Genomic DNA, 17,447 nt, shown 5'->3' on the forward strand with positions numbered 1-17,447 from the left:
TGGAGTTTTAAACGTGATCAATCAGGCTTCAGCGGGTGCCTGCGCCATTTGCTTCAGCATCTGTTCGTAGTACTCGACCGATTGCGAACCGGACACCAGGTGACGACCGTTGAGGATCATGGCCGGTACCGAGTTGATGCCGTGATCGCGGTAAAACGCTTCGAGCTCACGCACCTCCGTGGCAAACGCTCCGGACGCCAACACCTCACGCGCACGCGCCGCATCCAGACCCGCTTCAGCCGCCAGACGGACCAGCGTCTCGCGATCGCTGGGGTTCTGGCCGTCGCGGAAATAACCGCGCAGCAAGCCTTTCTTCAGTTCGATCTGCCGCCCTTCCTGCAATGCCCAGAACAACAGACGGTGAGCATCGAAGGTGTTGTAGAAGTGGCTGCGTTTCTCCAGATCGAACGTGAAACCGATGGCTTGACCACGGGCGATCTGCATCGCTTTGCCGGCCGCGATGTCCTCGGCGCTGCGCCCGTATTTGCGCATCAGGTGCTGGACCGCGTTTTCGCCTTCGGCCGGCATGTCCGGGTTCAACTCGAAGGGTTTGAAGGCCAACTCGACCGATACTTCACCGGCCAGATTCTCGATAGCCCGCTCCAGCGCCGTCACACCCAAGGCGCACCACGGGCACACCACATCGGAGATGAAATCGATGGTGACGGGCTGGCTCATGACTGCCCCTCTGCCAGTTGTTTTCGGTACTGGGTGGTGGTGATCCCGGCATAACCCCAGTTATCGGTGTCGACTTCTTCGATCACGATGTGGGTCAGGTCCGGGCGTTTGTTGAGGACCCGCTCCAGGGTTTCAGTGATTTCGGCGATCACCTGAGCTTTCTGCTCCGAGGTAACGCCATCGCGGGTAATGCGTACGCTGACAAAAGGCATGACGACTCTCCAGTGACCTTCCCTTCGGGATGATGGGCAGGTAGTGGAGATGACTGTATGACGTTGCCTTGGTGGGATAAAGATGGGTTCAAGCACATCATTAGTGACGTGATGTAATTAATATGGGCGGGACTTTGGTATGTCTAAACCAGTGCTATGCCCCTGAGAAATCCTGGACGAACGCTGATCTGGAAGCTCTCAGGCCAGAAAACTTAATGTCGTGTCCGGAATTAATTGACCACTACACCCACCCGTTACAATTCCACATCAGCACAACGTTGACGGCCCTCTCCGCCAACCTATAATGCACCCCAACACACCCGCCAAGCCTAGGTTGACCCCGTCAGCAAGCTCAAATCGTGCGGGTTTTTTTTGCCTGGAGAAAACTACATGAGGCCCTTTGACAAGCCGGCCCTCAGCGTAGAACAGCAATTGGAACTGCTAAAGCAACGAGGCCTGCACGTCGCTAACGACGACCGAGCCATGCGCTTCCTCGAAGTAGTCACGCTGTTTCGCCTGAGCCCCTACATGCGCCCGTTCCAAGAGCCGGGCTCCGAACACACCTTCAAGCCCGGTAGCACCCTTAAAGCAGTCGTAGACATCTACCGCTTCGATGGCTCATTGCGGCGCACTACCATGGATGCCATCGAGCGTGTCGAAGTCGCCGTGCGAGCAACTATTAGTAATCACATGTGCCCAAAATATGGGCCTGACTGGATAGCTGATGCATCAGTTTTCTCCTCGTCATACTCGCATCCCGAGCTATTACGCCCCCTGCGGGATCAACTGAATAAGGAGCGCAACAAACTCGGACGTGAAATTGATCGCATTGCGAAAGGTCGGCAGATCGATGGGCTCCAGCAACAGCGGATCGAAAACCGCAAGCGTGATAACTATTTCCGATACTACGGGGCGACTTATGCTCATCCTGAGCTACCGCCAGCTTGGGCGGTCCTGGAAGAGCTCAGCCTTGGGACGGTCTCTACCCTCTTCTATGCCATAGGCAAAAGTGCCGATAAGAAAGCAATCGCCGCCCGATTTGATCTGCCCTTTGATGTATTAGCCTCTTGGCTGCATACCCTGACTTTCATTCGAAACTGTTGCGCTCACCACTCACGGTTATGGAACCGAGAGCTCTCGATTCGGCCCTCCCTACCCAAAGAATGGGTCATCCCCAATGCGCCTGCCAGCCAGCCTCAGCCCAAGCAACGGCTATATATCGTTTTGACGATTCTTGCCTATCTAACCGACTTGATCAGCCCCGACAGCCAGTGGAAGCCTCGTCTTGCCGAAATAATGGATCAGCAGGGGCCGGCAAACTTGAGACTCATGGGTTTTCAAAGTGATTGGAAACGTCAACAGCAATGGCGCTTGGAGTAACGAATCAGGCGACTGTGCCGCGCAGATGCAGGTTCACTCGAGCCTCGGCCAGCACTTCGCCACGCTTGCGGACTATCGGCCCGCACGCTAGGCTCCCGTCATCGCTGCAAATTCAGCGAACGGGTTTGGCGACCCGATTTACAATAGGCGCACAGGCGCCACCATTACGATTGCTGGCTTTTTTTTTCGCTCGTACTTTTCTGTTATGGCGGCTGTGCGCGGGAGACTTTCGGGTCTGCCGGGTTCCTATTGTCCCGGTTCGCCAACCTGCGTACAGCTGCCACCCATAATCGTTTGGCGACGGTTCGTGGCAGCTCCTCAACAATAGGAGCTAGACCATGTACAAGATCAGTCCGTCCAAATTCTGCGCCAGGCGACCTTCAAAGTCATACTTTGCCTCTTCACATCTCGGAGGTGCCCAATGACTAACCCCCAAGACCTCAAAACCATCGGCCTCACGCCCTTCTCCATCCACTCCGACCAGCCCCTCTTCCGCGTCAACAGTGGCGTCCCGATCCGCGAAGCCTTGTCCCACGTGTCCGACTTGCTCCACCTCTCCAAACTGCTGGCCGAAGACGCGGCGATGGAGCGCAATACGGACCGCTATGCCTGGGCATCGCACTATTTGCAGGAGATGAGTAAGGCGGTGATCGATGACGTGGTGAAGGTGCTGGGCGCGCCGGGTAATAACCGCAGCCAGTAACGTCGCTGTCTGAACCTGATCCGCATACAAGAAAAAGCCCCGAACCAGTCGGGGCTTTCTCATTTCGGCCTTGCATCAGGCCTCAACCACGCAACCGATCATCAGAAGATGTTGATCGGGTAATCCACAAACACTCGCACTTCGTTGCCGCTGACGTTGTAGTCGCTGGATTTCTGCGACACGCGCAGGACCGAACTGCGCACTTTCACGCTCAGGTCTTTGGCCGGGCCGCTTTGGACCACGTACTTGAACTGGTTGAAGATTTCGCGCTCAGTGCCGCCGGTGCTGGTAGCGGTGGTGATGTTGTCGCCACGCACGTATGCCACGTTGTAGGTCAGGCCTGGAACGCCGAAAGCGCCGAAGTCGAGGCCGTAGCCCAGCTGCCAGCTGCGTTCGTCTTCAGCATTGAAGTCGGACCAGTAGGAGTTGGCGAGGTAGATGGTGTTGCCACCGTCACCGACACGACCCTGTTCTTTCTGATAGCCGCCGTACGGGTAGCCGAGGTTGCTGTCACCGGTGCTGCGCTGGTGCGCGAGGGTGAACGAGTGCGGGCCGGTGACGAAGGTCGCTGCCAGGCTCCAGATTTTGTTGTCCTGGCCTTCGGTGTCATGTTCGAGGGCGTACGACTTGTCCAGCTTGGTCTGGTAACCGTTGAAGTCCAGGGTCAGGGACTGATCGGCGGCCAGCGGGAACACGTAGTTCAGGTTCACGTACTGTTTCTTCAGAACGTCTTCTACGTTGGACGCGTAGAACGCACCTTTGAACTGTTCGGTGAACTGGTAGCTACCGCCCAAGACGTTGATCGATTTCAGGCCACCGCTGTCGCGACCTTCGGCGCTCTTGCGCGATTCGGCGGTGAAACGGCCAGCGTTCAGCTCCAGGCCTTTGATCTCCTTGGAGGTGATCAAGGTGCCGGTGTAGCTTTCAGGCAGCAGGCGGGCGTTGTCGTAGTTCAGCACCGGCAGCGCGGGCATCTGGTCGCCGTAGGTCAGCACGGTGTTGGACAGACGGAATTTTACCGCCGCGCCAGCCTTGGCCAGGTCATCGGCGGCTTCGCCGCTGTCGCCTTTCTTGAAGAAGTCGATACCGCCGGCGCCGCTACGACCCTTGCCACCATCGAGGCGCAGGGCGTACAGACCGAAAGCATCAACGCCGACACCGACGGTGCCTTGGGTGAAGCCCGACGAGAAGGTACCGATGGCAGCCTGGCCCCACTCGGCCTTGTCCGGGTTACCGTCCTTGTAATCGCGATTGATGTAGGCATTGCGCAACAGCACTTTCAGGCTGCTGTCTTCAACAAAACCCTTGGACTGCGCCTGGTCGTTAGCCATGGCTTGAGTGGCGCTAAAAATCCCCAGAGCGATCAGACCGATCCGCTTGTTCAACATGTTATTTTCCTTATTACGGGTTGATACGCGCTGTGACCGCTGGCTGAAATGGCTGCTATGGCGCTCTTTTTTCATTCCAAAACAAAAGGCCCGCCCACGCAAAAGCGAGGCAGGCCCTTATTATTTTTTGGAGTCGTGGCGGTTGGCCACAGGCGTTGGGGCGAATCCTAGCCGCGCCCCCAAGCATGTGTCAATTTCGTGAATCTTCTGTAATTAGGCGAAAATCGTCTAAGAACTTACTGCTCAGCGATCGCCAATTGCACCGTGTGGCTGTCCACAAACTGCTCGAAATGGGTGACTTTGCCATTCGCCAGAGTCCACAAATGCGCGACTCGGGCGTTCAACGGACGGCCCGTGGCCTTGTAGATTCCACTGTAGTTTCCGTAGGCAAATACCTTGTCGCCCTGCGCGACATAGCTCTCGACCTTGAACTGAAAATCGTCCCATTCATTGCCCAGACGTTTGAAGACATTCTCGACGATGGCGTCGAAACCAACGTACGTCCCCGCATACGGAAACCCAGCCGCTTCAGTCCATTGCACATCAGCGGCCAACGCGGCGGCGGTGTTACGTGCGTTTTCCTGGGAGTTGGCACCTTCATAGGTGCTTTTGATCAAGCTCAAGTTATCCATGGGTCGCTCCGCGTAGTCGATGAGATTAGTGAGCACAACCGTCCAGCCCACAGGCCTGAACCGGGGAAGTGGATTCGTTCGGCTGGACGACGACCGATTGGCTCAACCAGGCCGCAAATGCTTCAGGCTTACCAAGCCATGGACTGATGTCGACCACGGTGAATTGACCGTTCTGCTCCAGCACCAATGTCGGGAAGCCCTGGCCGCCAACCTGCGCCAACAGTGCACGGCTTTTCTTGATGTGGTCCTGGGTTTCGTTCGCCAGTGCGTCCTTGAACTCGCGCTTGAAGGACTCAGCTTCCAGGCCAATCGACACGGCAAGTTCCAGCAACACCGCTTCATCGGCAATCCGCCGACCTTCCACGTAATGTGCGCTCTGCAAACGCCCCAGCAGTTCCAGCCCACGTCCGGCGAGTTGCTCGGCAGCCAGCACGGCAGCAATCGGTGGTGCCGAATCGAACACTGCAGTGTGATCGCGCAACAGACCTTCGAAATACGCCTCACCAAACGGCTGCCCGGTGTACTCGGCGATGCGTCGGTCGTGAGGCATCACGTAATCGCGCAATTGAGGCGAAACCGTCTGCCGGTTAGCGCCGGTCATCATGCCGCCGCCATGGGCGATCACCGGCAAAACAGACTGCGCCGCTTGCACCAAAGGTTTGGCACCGTAGCACCAGCCGCAGAGTGGATCGTAGATGTAATGAAGAGTGGCGGTAGACATGGAAAGCTCCAGCAAAGTCGTAGTCATTCGATGCCGGCAGACTATTCCTACGACGGAGAGAGAAAAACGCCGTAATGGCTTTTAGTCTGTTTCGCAGATCGGTCGAATGGCCTGCTTGGCCACTGAAGGTTGGAACAATCCGGAACCCGCGTTTTTTAAGGACAAAAAAAAAGCGCTGCCATCCGGGCAGCGCTTTACCAATCCTTTGCTTTCTATCCTTCAATCACATCCCACAAGGCTTCAAGTTCTGCCTCACTGAATAAACCAGCGGGATAACGCTCGATCATCATCCTGCGCGGGTCAGGTTCTCTGACCTGTCGCGTTCCGTTGGATTTCAACCATTGCGCCAGCACCTGAAGCGATTCGCCATTCATTGCCAAGGGATGCGATGTCCGCTCGCTGACCATATTCATTTCCGGCGCTCTCTCCTGGTTCGTGAGCGGCTAACTTATCCAAGGTTTATGACAGAACAACGCGGTTCTACATTCCCGAGAATTGCTCTCAGATAGATACAAGAGCTATGCCAAAGTACCTGCCTGGCCGGCATGTAGACGTAAAAAAACCCGCAGTCCATAGGAGCTGCGGGTTAGATAAGGGGTCACTCGAATAAACCGGGCATAGTCCCCATTAATCCAGTGCCACCAATTGTTACAACTTCACTCAACCTTTGTGCGGTGCTGGCTGTTGTTGGGTAAGGCAATGGATATTGCCGCCACCCAGTAACAGTTCACGCCCTGGCACCATCACCACTTCGTGCTGCGGGAACAGGTTCTGGAGGATTTCCTTGGCTTGCGCGTCCAGCGAATCGTCAAAGCTCGGCGCAATGATGCCGCCGTTGACGATCAGGAAGTTCACGTAGGAACCGGCCAGGCGCACTGAAGGGTTACGTTCCTGGGTACCGTCCACCGGGTCGACACCGGCGCACTCTTCCTCGGTCGCGTAAAGCGGCCCCGGAATCGGCATTTTGTGCACCTTAAATGGGCGGCCCTTGGCGTCCTTGGTGCTTTGCAGCACCTTCATTGCGGCCTGGCAACGCGGGTAGTTCGGATCCTGCGGATCGTCGGTCCAGGCCAGCAGCACTTCACCGGGACGCACATAGCAGCAGAAGTTATCCACATGACCGTCAGTTTCATCGTTGAACAAACCATCCGGCAGCCAGATGATTTTATCCACAGCCAGCTGTGCGCTGAGCACCGCTTCGATGTCGGCACGGTTCATGTGCGGATTGCGATTGCGGTTCAACAGGCACTCTTCGGTAGTGATCAGCGTGCCTTCGCCATCGACGTGGATCGAACCGCCCTCGAGCACGAAACCTTCGGTGCGGTAACGCGGGCTGCGCTCGATCTCGAGGATCTTTCCGGCCACTTGCGAGTCACGATTCCACGGCGAATACAGACCGCCATCAAAACCGCCCCAGGCGTTGAAGTCCCAATCGACGCCACGGACTTCGCCGCTGTTGTTGATGACGAAGGTCGGGCCGGTATCACGGACCCAGGCGTCGTCGCTGGACATCTCGACGAGGCGAATATTCGGCACGTCCAGGCGCGCCCGGGCGTTTTCGTACTGGGCCGCCGAGACGGCAACAGTCACCGGTTCAAAACGCGCGATGGCCTTGGCCACCGCAACGTGAGCGGCCTGCGCCGGCTTGCCACCCAGGCGCCAGTTGTCCGGACGCTCCGGCCAGACCATCCAGGTCTGGGTCTGGGTCGCCCACTCGGCAGGCATGTAAAAACCGTCAGCGCGGGGTGTGCTGTGCAAAGTAGTCATAGCGATCAGGACTCCAGGGAACCGTCGAGGGTTTTGATTACGCCGTACAGGTTTGGACGACGGTCACGGAACGAACCCCAGGCGCTGCGGATGTGCTCCAGCTCGTCGAGGTCGAAGCTCTGAACCAATACGCCTTCTTCGGTTTGGTTGAGCTCCTGAACTTTCTCGCCGAATTGGTTGGCGATGAACGAGGAGCCGTAGAAGGTGATGTCGTAGCCATCCTGCTCTTCATTGCCGATGCGGTTGCTGGCAATCAGCGGCATCAGGTTGGCGCCGGCATGGCCTTGCTGAACGCGCTGCCAGTGGTCGCGGGACGAGATGGTCTTGTCGTGCGGTTCGCTGCCGATGGCGGTTGGGTAGAACAGGATTTCCGCGCCCTGCAACGCCATGCTGCGGGCGCATTCCGGGAACCACTGATCCCAGCAGATGCCCACGCCGATTTTCGCGTAACGGGTATTCCAGACTTTGAAGCCGGTATCGCCCGGGTTGAAGTAGTACTTTTCGTGGTAGCCAGGACCGTCCGGGATGTGGCTTTTACGATAAATCCCGAGGTTGCTGCCATCGGCATCGATGATCGCGATGCTGTTGAAGCGTGCGCGACCCGCCAGTTCGAAGAAGCTGATCGGCAGCACGACTTGCAGTTCTTTGGCGACTTTCTGGAAGTGCTTGATCGCCACGTTGTCTTCAACTGATGTGGCCAGTTGCAGGTAGTCCGGGTTCGGCTTCTGGCAGAAGTACGGGGTCTCGAACAATTCCTGGATCAGGATGATCTGTGCGCCTTTGGCTGCGGCCTCACGGACCAGCTTCTCGGCGGTCTCGATGTTGGCTTCAAGGTCCCAGGAACAAGCCATCTGGGTAGCGGCGACGGTAACGATACGACTCATGAAGCATCTCCTGGGCGGGCGCAGGGGGTCGATTGTGGCATCGACCGATGACAGAAATGGGAACGGCCAGGCGCGGTGATTCACGCCGTGACGTTAGGCGACTTTATAACCGATAAAAATCGACTTTAAAAGCTGAACGCATTCACTTTATCAAAAATACCTTACAAAAACCCGATAACAATCGAACTTAGCACAATCCCTGTGGGAGCGAGCTTGCTCGCGATGGCGGCCTGACAGTCAATATTGATATTGAATGTGCCGGCCTCATCGCGAGCAAGCTCGCTCCCACAAGGGGAGTGTGTTTAGAGGCCTTCGTCCAAGACTTTCGACAAGGTATCGACAAAGAAATCCACACTGTGTCGCGTGGTCACCATCGGTGGTTTGATCTTGAGGATGTTCAGGTAATCGCCAGTCGGCTGCATGAAAATGCCCAACTCGCGCAGGCGGTCGCACAACGCCGTGGTTTCTTCCGTGGCCGGTTCCAGGGTTTCGCGGTTGCGAATCAGCTCCACGCCCAGATAGAAACCGGAGCCATGCACCGCGCCCACCAAAGGATGGCGGTCGATCAACGCCTCAAGCCGCTCCTTGAAATACCCGCCAACGATCTGGGCGTTTTCCCAGAGTTTCTCTTCCTTCATCACATCCAGCACCGCCATGCCGATACGGCAGCTGACCGGGCTGCCGCCAGCCGACGAGAAGAAATAACCTTCGGCCTCCAGCGCCTCGGCGATTTCGCGACGGGTAATGACCGCGCCCAATGGCTGGCCGTTGCCCATGCCTTTGGCCATGGTGATGATGTCCGGCACCACGCCCTGCTCTTCAAAACCCCAGAAGAACTTGCCCATGCGGCCGTAACCGACCTGCACTTCGTCGGCGATGCACACGCCACCCTGCGCGCGAACCAGCGCATACACCTGTTTCAGGTAACCCGGTGGCAGAGAGATTCCACCGGCGTTGCCGTATACCGGCTCACAGATGAAGCCTGCCAATTGCCGCTTCTGCTCGGCAATCTTCGCCAGGTTGTGTTCGACGCTGCGCACGTAGTCCGGTGCGCTGTCGAGGCCACGGAACTCGCCACGATAGGTATTCGGTGCCGTCACTGGATGCACCCAGTCCGGACGACTGCTGAGAGCTTTGGGGTTATCGGCGATCGACGTCGACACCGCATCGGCGGCTACCGACCAGCCGTGATACGCCTCAAGCACGCTGAGCATGTCGCGACCGCCGCTGTAGGCCCACGCCAAACGAATCGCCAGGTCATTGGCCTCGGTGCCGCTGTTGACCAGAAACACCCGATCCATCGAGTCGGGTGCAAGCGCCAGCAATCGCTCGGAGAACTCGGCGATGGCCGCATAGTGAAAACGCGAGTTGGTGTTGAGTAATGACCACTGACGGCTGGCTTCGGCCGCCATGCGTGGATGACCGTGACCGAGCACCGCAACGTTGTTGAGCATGTCCAGGTAGGAGCGGCCCTGCATGTCGATCAGGTGATTGCGCCAGCCACGCTCGATGCGCGGTGGATCGACGTAATAGTGTTTTTGCGAACGGGCAAAACTTGCATCGCGACGCGCCAGCAAAGTGTGCGGATCGAGTTCGACCTCAGCGTCGCAAGCCAGTCCCAACAATGCCGCGGGCGATGGGCACAACGCCTGCCAGGCAGGTGCGCGGGACGGTGAGCAAAACAGCGGTGGATTCAGTTCGGCGCCACGGCAGAGCTGAACCCGCAACGCGCCGCCGACCTCGCCCAGCACCTGCCCTTTGAGCACTGCCGCACCGGTGTGCAGTGAGGGTTTGACGCCCCACAGGCGCACGCTCAATTGTGCGCTGTCCAGTTGCACGCGGCCGTCGGTGCTCAGGTGCACGACGCCGGCAAAGGGCGCTTCAACCGTTGTGCCCTGCGGTACCTGCAAGTCAACGTGCAGCGGGCACGTATCCGGCTCGACGGCGCTGTCCGGACGCGTCTGCGATAAACGGTATTGCCCGTAACGACTGGCCGCCAGGCCATGGGCTGCCGCCGCTTCGACCAGCAGATGTTGATCGATGCCGTCCTGCTCCCAATTGCCCGCTTCGAAATGCGGGCTCAAGACACCGAGGTCGATCAAGGCAAACTCGCGACCCACCAGGCTCGGCAGCAACGGCGCAAACCCCTGGCTGGCAATCGCCGGCAACGACTGGCCGACCGCAACCAGAATCGCCGCTTCCATCAGTTCAAACGGCACCGAGGTCGCGACACGGAAAATCTCCCACTCGTGGTTCAGATTGTCGCGGCTGTAATGATTCTGCGGATCAATGCTGACCTGTTGCTCACCGCTGAGCACCAGCACCGCCGCCCGCGCGACGATCAGCGGCCACAGCGCCTGCAACTCTTCATACGTCAGTGGATTGACCGCGTGGTAAGCCTGCACCGCCGGCAAAATGCACAGCGGATCGCCGTCGGCATGATGCAACAGCGCAGCGCAGGTCACCGACAGATCAGTAATGCGCCAGGTACGAATCAGATCGCCAAAATCGATGACGCCCTGCAACTGCCAGTGACGTTGCCGGTCCCGTTTCCAGACTACGTTGTCATCGGTGATGTCCATGTGAATCGCCTGCACCGGCAACTTCGCCATCAGCGGCTGCAAATGCCGCTCGGCCTGTTGCGCAGCCTCGGCGATCAATGCTCTCTGTCGCTCATCGCGGATCACCGGCAGCAGGTGGTTGATCAACGCATTGGCGTGTCGGGCGTCCCACTGCAAGGTGCGCTCAAGTCCCGGATGCTCGAACCTGGCCAACGCCAGATCCATTTCGCCACAGAGTTGGCCGAGGCCGGCAACCAGATCATGGCCAAGGTGCTTGAGGTGGGTCAGCGATTGACCTTCGATGTAATCGAGCAAACGCACATGCAGTGCTTGCCCGGCAAGTTCCAGGGTCAGCAGGTCCTCGCCGTTTTTCGCCGGAATCACCCGCGGCACATGCAACCCCGGCTGCGAGCCCAGGTGTTTGAGGGCCGCGTGCTGGGCGTGGAGTTCCAGCGCCGCGTAGTCACCCCGGCAGATTTTCAGGACGAAACGGCCCTGGTCGTTGTCGAGCCGATAGTTGAGATCCTGCTGGCTGCCCAGCGACTGCAACGTCCCGCTCAGGCCGTAGTGCTCGCGCAGCAGCTCCAGCGCTTGCTGCGCGGTGACTTGCGGGCTGGGCAGACTGGCACGATGAATCAACGTGGCGAGCAACATACAACGACCCCTGGAATTTTTATAAGGCGTCTATATCGCCACTGCTGACCGCGATACGCAACCCCCTTATACCGGTCCGTGATCGATAACGGCGGGGGCTTTCACGCCATGCCACACAGCGGTGAACTTTCCCACGGAGTGTGTCGAACCCGAGGAATGTTCGGCGCTTTCGTGCGCCCCTAGGCTGCCTTCCATGCACAGGGAAGCCCGCCGCACATGCCAGAACGCTCATACCCGCTGACGTACAAAGAACAGCTGCGCCGCCGTATTTTGCAGCCGCCGCCATCACCCAACCTGTATCCGCCGATTGCCGATTTACCGGCGAATCAACCCGCTGATCCCGCCCCCAACAAACCGCTGGGCTGCGTTTTCGCCAAATCCTGCAAGTTGCCGGACGGCATCATCAATTACGCCAATCCCTCCGGTTTCGTGCCGCTGGATGCGTTGAAGGATTACGGAAACTTCGCCCTGCTGGGCGGACGAGAGACCGACAGCTCTGGCGCCGTGCCGCTGAAGAAAATCAGCGGCAGTGCATTGCCAATCGGCCTTGGTGGCCTTGCTCTGGCAGGGTCATCGGTCAGCGGTGTCACAGCAGTCGGCGGCACTGTTGCCGCCGGCTTGCTAACCGGCCTGGTCGCCCTGCTCTGGCCCTCCGAGCTGGGCGACAGCGCCCTCTACAGCGAAGAGCAACTGCGCTCGCTTGAACAAGCCAACTCACGGGTGCGCCTACGCATCGAGCAACAGGCAGACGGCACCCTCAAGGGCTACGGCTTCTACACCGGCAACAACGCCGAATGGCAACGGATTCCGGTCATTCAGTTCCAGACACGAGAAGCCCGACAGGTCGCCGTATTCGGCGAAGGTCTGGAACTGATCTGGACCCCGGCAATCGACCCCGCCGACACCCTCGGCATCCCCGCACTGGAGGCCGCACCGCAAGCGCCGAACATCTGGGTCTATCCTCCAACCAAGGCCAGCAACGACATATTGGTCAACCCGATCTACCCGCCGGAGTATCAGGATTTCATCCTGGTGTTTCCTGAGGATTCCGGGGTTAGACCGCTTTATGTGGTGGTGAGTGTTCGGCCTGGAGATCATCAGTACCATCAGAAACCTACATTTCTGCCTGCCTTTCCTGACGCTGTTCGTGCCCCACCGAAAACCCCCATTCGAGGGGGCGGCGGACTTCGACCACGCTGGAAGGAGCCTCATAGCTATATCTACGAGTGGGACTTCGAACGGGGCAAAGTAGAGAAATACACCAAACGTGGAAAACATCTTGGCGAGTTCGACCCGATTACCGGGGAACGCACCAAAGACGCCGATCCAAAAAGATGGATAGAACCATGAAACATTTAATTCTAGTGGTACCGCACGGTAGCGACTCAATTTCGGCAGAGATCGAACTCAACGTGACCGTAGCTGAGCTCCAGCCCGTTATGGGTTGGGAAAATGAGAACGACTACCTGTATGACTACAAACTCACTGCTCAACAAATAAGCGGCATTGAGAGGCTTATCTCACAATCTCTGCCAAGGAATGTTGAGCTCTATCTTTCTTGTGACGCGTAAAGCCCGCTTACCGGGCTTTGGTTGAAACGCTTTGCACCTAATAAACGCTACGCTTGGTAATTACTACTCATGCGCCGAATTGCATTTTCAGACAAAAAAGTCCGCAACATCCCACGCCGCCTCCGCGCTCTTGCTGCCTGGGCAGCCAGCTACGAAGGTTACTTCCCGGACGAACTCCCCGTGGAACATGGCTATGCAAACCGAAAAATTCCGGTCCTGGAAACCTTGGTTGAAGGGAAACAAACCACCTTCGCCATTCAAAAGGAATGCGCTCAACAACTCATCTATGCCGCCCATCACCTGCTTCAAGCCAGACCCGAAGACACCATCAACTGCCGGATAGTCGCGTCAATCATCACACCTGACATGTTTTCCAGCGAAATTTGCATTTTCACCGACATGAGCCGTTATCGCGGTCATGTACTTCCATTCGACTACGAACATTTCTGCCAAACCCGCATCACTGACAAAAGCCTCGCCACCGAATGGGGTTTAACCGTCCCTGCGGGAATGAATGAAGTGGGTTTCCACTTTGTTCACGAGAACGAAGACGGACAAAAGTTTGAATCCGAGCACTGGTACTTCGGCGAAGTCGATGAAGCGGATGATGGCTCCGAGAAAGAGAGCTGGAGATACAAAACCTTTAAATCCTTCCGCGCTGAAAACCCTGAACTTTTCGGCTAGGACATTTCATTTTTAGGCGAATGCCAGGCCGCCATCGCGGGCAAGCCTTGCTCCTACAGCGATCGCAGGAACATGGTTTGCCCGCAATCCCACCTCCCGCAGCTCAACAAAACCTCATAAAAACCAAAATCCGACTAACACCCCTCTTGTACGCGCCCCCTCCTGCCGACAAGCTATGATCCATACGCTTAATCGTTCGACGGAAAAGGCAACTCCTCATGCGCATTCTCATCACCGGCGGTGCCGGCTTCATCGGCTCGGCGCTGGTTCGCCACCTGATCCGCCACACTGAACATGAAGTGCTCAACCTGGACAAGCTGACCTACGCCGGCAATCTAGAGTCACTGAGCAGTATCGCCACCAACACCCGCTATGAATTCGTGCAGGCCGATATCGTCGATCAGGCCACCGTCAGCGCGGTACTGGCTCGGTTCCAGCCGCACGCGATCATGCACCTGGCGGCCGAGTCCCATGTCGACCGCTCCATCGACGGCCCATCGGACTTCATCCAGACCAACATCGTCGGTACCTACAGTCTGCTGGAGGCCACTCGTGCCTACTGGAACAGCTTGGCGGAGCCCGAGAAAAGCAGCTTTCGCTTTCACCACATTTCAACCGACGAGGTGTATGGCGACCTGCATGGTGTCGACGACCTGTTCACCGAAACCACGCCCTATGCGCCGAGCTCGCCGTACTCCGCCAGCAAGGCAGCGTCCGACCATCTGGTCCGCGCCTGGCAGCGTACCTACGGTTTGCCGGTGCTGCTGACCAACTGCTCGAACAATTACGGGCCGTTCCACTTCCCCGAGAAACTCATTCCACTGGTGATCCTCAATGCCCTCGCCGGTAAGCCACTGCCGGTATACGGCAACGGCCTGCAAGTGCGTGACTGGCTGTTCGTCGAGGATCATGCTCGCGCACTGCTCACCGTGGTGACCAACGGTGTAGTCGGTGAGACCTACAACATCGGCGGCCACAACGAACAGAAAAACATCGACGTGGTACGCAGCATCTGCAACCTGCTGGAAGAATTGGCGCCGCAAAAACCTGAAGGCGTCGAGCACTTCGCCGACCTGATCACTTTTGTCCAGGATCGCCCCGGCCACGACCAGCGTTACGCCATCGACGCCAGCAAAATCGAACGCGAGCTGGGTTGGGTACCCGAAGAAACTTTCGCCAGTGGTCTGCGTAAAACCGTGCAGTGGTACCTAGATAACCTAGACTGGTGCCAACGGGTCCAGGATGGGAGCTATCAAGGCCAACGCCTGGGTTTCACTGACTTCAAGGACTTGATCGCATGATGAAGGGAATTGTTCTGGCAGGTGGCTCTGGTACCCGTCTGCACCCGATCACACTCGGAGTATCCAAACAACTGTTGCCGGTCTACGACAAACCGATGATCTATTACCCGATCTCGGTGCTGATGCTCGCAGGCATCAAAGACATCCTGCTGATCTCCACCCCTCAGGACCTGCCGCAATACCGCAATCTGCTGGGTGACGGCAGCCAGTTCGGGGTGCATTTCAGTTACGCCGAACAACCGTCTCCGGACGGCCTTGCCCAGGCATTCCTGATTGGCGAGGAGTTTATCGGTGACGATTCGGTGTGCCTGATCCTTGGCGACAATATTTTCCATGGTCAGCACTTCGGCGGACAACTGCTCAGCACCGCTCGCAAGACAAAAGGTGCCACGGTTTTCGGCTACTGGGTCAAGGATCCTCAACGGTTCGGGGTGATTGACTTCGATAGCGAAGGGCGTGCGCTGTCGATCGAAGAAAAACCGCAAGAACCCAAGTCCAGTTACGCCGTTACCGGACTCTACTTCTACGACAACGACGTCATCAAGATCGCCAAGGCTGTGAAACCCTCCGCCCGCGGCGAGCTGGAAATCACCGACGTCAACAACGCTTATCTTCAACGCGGCGATCTGCAGGTGGAACGTTTCGGTCGAGGCTTTGCCTGGCTCGATACCGGCACCCATGACAGCCTGTTGGAAGCTTCGCAATATGTACAGACCATTGAGCATCGCCAAGGTCTGAAAGTCGCCTGTCTCGAAGAGATCGCCTATCAGAACGGCTGGATAAGTCGCGAGCACTTGCTTGAGCGGGCCCGATATTTTGGCAAAACCGGCTATGGCCAATACCTGTTTACCGTTGCTGGAGAAAAGCAATGAAAGTGGTACCTACCGACCTGACCGGTGTTCTGATTATTGAACCGAAGGTCTTTGGCGACGAGCGCGGTTTTTTTTACGAAAGCTTCAATGCGCGTGCTTTCGAGGAAGCGACCGGGCTCAAGCGCGAGTTCGTTCAAGACAACCATTCACGCTCACAAAAAGGTGTTCTGCGTGGTATGCACTATCAACTGGAGCACACCCAGGGAAAACTCGTGCGAGTGACTGCTGGCGAGGTACTCGATGTGGCGGTGGATATCCGCCGCAGCTCGCCAAATTTCGGGCGCTGGGCCAGCGTCCGCCTGTCGGATCAGAACAACCGTCAACTGTGGATCCCCGAAGGGTTTGCCCACGGTTTTCGGGTGCTGAGTGATTACGCCGAGTTCCTTTATAAAACGACCGATTACTACGTTCCCAGCGCCGAACGCTGCATCGCCTGGAATGACCCGACACTGGCCATAGACTGGCAGCTCGACGGCGAAGTACCGCAACTATCGGCGAAGGATCAAGTCGGAAAATCCCTGCAAGAAGCCGATCTATTCCCATGAGCGCGCCCCTGAAAATCCTCATCAACGGCCAGCACGGTCAGGTTTCCATCGAGCTGCAACGTCGCCTCAAAGGGCTCGGCGAATTGATCGTGCTGGGGCGCGATCAGCTCGACCTGGCACATCCAGAGCAGATCCGTCAGCAGGTTCGCCACGTGTGTCCGAATCTGATCATCAATGCCGCCGCACATACAGCAGTCGATCAAGCGGAAAGTGAACCCGAGCTGGCGTTTGCCATAAATGCCACAGCGCCAGGCGTGCTCGCCGAGCTGGCTCTGGAACTGGGTATCCCGCTGATTCACTACTCAACCGACTACGTGTTCGACGGCCGCAAAGCCTCGCCTTATACCGAGACCGACGAACCCCACCCACTGGGCGTCTACGGCGCCAGCAAACTGGCTGGTGAGCAGGCCATCCGCGCCGTCAACGGTCAGCACCTGATTCTGCGCACCAGTTGGGTCTACTCGACCCACGGGCGCAATTTCCTGCTGACCATGCAACGGCTGCTGCAAGAGAAACCGCATTTGCGCATCGTTGCCGACCAGATCGGCGCACCGACCTGGGCCGGCACCATCGCCACCAGCACGCGCGCCTTGATAGAGCGCTGGCAGTCGGGGCAAGCCGGTGACTGGGGCACTTACCACCTGACCGCCCAAGGCGAAACGTCCTGGTTCGGGTTCACCCAGGCCATTGCCGAACATTTGCAGGCGCAACACAAGACCTGCGCCAGCCTGGAAGCGATCCCCAGCCGCGACTACCCGACGCCTGCCGCTCGCCCACTGAACTCGCGTCTGGATTGCTGCCTTCTGCAACAACAATGGCAGGTCAGTCAGCCCGACTGGCGCGACGCGTTGCGCGAGTGTCTTGCCGAACAAGCCTAGGCATAATGCGCCTGTA

General features: G+C 57.7%; 18 protein-coding genes. 9 read left to right on the forward strand and 9 right to left on the reverse strand.

Annotated features, from left to right (window positions below; translation table 11 throughout):
• Positions 1–21 precede the first annotated feature (21 nt).
• Both AC1DIG_RS14610 and AC1DIG_RS14615 read right to left on the reverse strand, forming a co-directional pair.
• Positions 22–678, reverse strand: coding sequence for a DsbA family oxidoreductase (locus tag AC1DIG_RS14610; RefSeq protein WP_477767856.1), 657 nt, complete (start codon positions 676–678; stop codon positions 22–24).
• A complete protein-coding gene (locus AC1DIG_RS14615; RefSeq protein ID WP_019691259.1) occupies positions 675–890 on the reverse strand; it encodes a tautomerase family protein in 216 nt (71 codons plus the stop codon). Before AC1DIG_RS14615 ends, AC1DIG_RS14610 begins: the two co-directional genes overlap by 4 nt.
• Positions 891–1,280: 390 nt before the next feature.
• Between AC1DIG_RS14615 and AC1DIG_RS14620 the strand changes: the two genes are divergently transcribed.
• Both AC1DIG_RS14620 and AC1DIG_RS14625 read left to right on the forward strand, forming a co-directional pair.
• On the forward strand, positions 1,281–2,270 hold the full coding sequence (locus AC1DIG_RS14620; protein ID WP_477767857.1) for an Abi family protein: 990 nt from the start codon (positions 1,281–1,283) through the stop codon (positions 2,268–2,270).
• A 421-nt stretch (positions 2,271–2,691) separates the two neighbouring features.
• The gene (locus tag AC1DIG_RS14625; protein ID WP_145016713.1) at positions 2,692–2,973 is read left to right on the forward strand and encodes a DUF3077 domain-containing protein; all 282 of its coding nucleotides are present in this window, start codon (positions 2,692–2,694) and stop codon (positions 2,971–2,973) included.
• Between the two features lie 101 nt (positions 2,974–3,074).
• On the opposite strand, the gene AC1DIG_RS14630 is transcribed toward AC1DIG_RS14625, so the two are convergent.
• The 7 genes from AC1DIG_RS14630 to AC1DIG_RS14660 form a co-directional block, all read right to left on the reverse strand.
• Positions 3,075–4,361, reverse strand: a complete 1,287-nt coding sequence (locus AC1DIG_RS14630; RefSeq protein WP_477767858.1) for an OprD family porin — start codon at positions 4,359–4,361, stop codon at positions 3,075–3,077.
• 236 nt (positions 4,362–4,597) lie between these two features.
• Positions 4,598–4,993: a nuclear transport factor 2 family protein gene (locus AC1DIG_RS14635; RefSeq protein ID WP_477767859.1), complete on the reverse strand. Its 396-nt coding sequence runs from the start codon at positions 4,991–4,993 to the stop codon at positions 4,598–4,600.
• Between the two features lie 25 nt (positions 4,994–5,018).
• Positions 5,019–5,714, reverse strand: coding sequence for a DsbA family protein (locus AC1DIG_RS14640; RefSeq protein WP_477767860.1), 696 nt, complete (start codon positions 5,712–5,714; stop codon positions 5,019–5,021).
• Between the two features lie 212 nt (positions 5,715–5,926).
• Positions 5,927–6,127, reverse strand: coding sequence for a hypothetical protein (locus tag AC1DIG_RS14645; RefSeq protein WP_054595130.1), 201 nt, complete (start codon positions 6,125–6,127; stop codon positions 5,927–5,929).
• Between the two features lie 247 nt (positions 6,128–6,374).
• Positions 6,375–7,481, reverse strand: coding sequence for an agmatine deiminase (aguA, locus tag AC1DIG_RS14650; protein ID WP_477767861.1), 1,107 nt, complete (start codon positions 7,479–7,481; stop codon positions 6,375–6,377).
• 5 nt (positions 7,482–7,486) lie between these two features.
• Positions 7,487–8,365: an N-carbamoylputrescine amidase gene (gene aguB, locus AC1DIG_RS14655; protein WP_477767862.1), complete on the reverse strand. Its 879-nt coding sequence runs from the start codon at positions 8,363–8,365 to the stop codon at positions 7,487–7,489.
• Positions 8,366–8,667: 302 nt separating this feature from the next.
• Positions 8,668–11,580: an aminotransferase gene (locus tag AC1DIG_RS14660; protein WP_477767863.1), complete on the reverse strand. Its 2,913-nt coding sequence runs from the start codon at positions 11,578–11,580 to the stop codon at positions 8,668–8,670.
• Positions 11,581–11,796: 216 nt separating this feature from the next.
• Between AC1DIG_RS14660 and AC1DIG_RS14665 the strand changes: the two genes are divergently transcribed.
• The 7 genes from AC1DIG_RS14665 to rfbD all read left to right on the forward strand — a co-directional run bounded on the left by AC1DIG_RS14665 (position 11,797) and on the right by rfbD (position 17,431).
• Positions 11,797–12,930, forward strand: coding sequence for a colicin E3/pyocin S6 family cytotoxin (locus AC1DIG_RS14665; protein ID WP_477767864.1), 1,134 nt, complete (start codon positions 11,797–11,799; stop codon positions 12,928–12,930).
• The gene (locus tag AC1DIG_RS14670; RefSeq protein ID WP_054595125.1) at positions 12,927–13,151 is read left to right on the forward strand and encodes a DUF7683 domain-containing protein; all 225 of its coding nucleotides are present in this window, start codon (positions 12,927–12,929) and stop codon (positions 13,149–13,151) included. Before AC1DIG_RS14665 ends, AC1DIG_RS14670 begins: the two co-directional genes overlap by 4 nt.
• Before the next feature lie 69 nt (positions 13,152–13,220).
• Positions 13,221–13,835, forward strand: coding sequence for a DUF3916 domain-containing protein (locus AC1DIG_RS14675; protein WP_477767865.1), 615 nt, complete (start codon positions 13,221–13,223; stop codon positions 13,833–13,835).
• A 218-nt stretch (positions 13,836–14,053) separates the two neighbouring features.
• Positions 14,054–15,136 (forward strand): dTDP-glucose 4,6-dehydratase, encoded by a 1,083-nt coding sequence (gene rfbB, locus AC1DIG_RS14680; protein WP_477767866.1) that lies wholly within the window; start codon positions 14,054–14,056, stop codon positions 15,134–15,136.
• The gene (gene rfbA, locus AC1DIG_RS14685) at positions 15,133–16,008 is read left to right on the forward strand and encodes a glucose-1-phosphate thymidylyltransferase RfbA (protein ID WP_477767867.1); all 876 of its coding nucleotides are present in this window, start codon (positions 15,133–15,135) and stop codon (positions 16,006–16,008) included. The genes rfbB and rfbA overlap by 4 nt, the downstream gene beginning before the upstream one ends.
• A complete protein-coding gene (gene rfbC / locus AC1DIG_RS14690) occupies positions 16,005–16,553 on the forward strand; it encodes a dTDP-4-dehydrorhamnose 3,5-epimerase (RefSeq protein WP_477767868.1) in 549 nt (182 codons plus the stop codon). Before rfbA ends, rfbC begins: the two co-directional genes overlap by 4 nt.
• Positions 16,550–17,431: a dTDP-4-dehydrorhamnose reductase gene (rfbD, locus tag AC1DIG_RS14695; RefSeq protein WP_477767869.1), complete on the forward strand. Its 882-nt coding sequence runs from the start codon at positions 16,550–16,552 to the stop codon at positions 17,429–17,431. Before rfbC ends, rfbD begins: the two co-directional genes overlap by 4 nt.
• The last annotated feature ends 16 nt before the right edge of the window (positions 17,432–17,447 follow it).

It is taken from the genome of Pseudomonas sp. 05N431 (assembly GCF_056397005.1).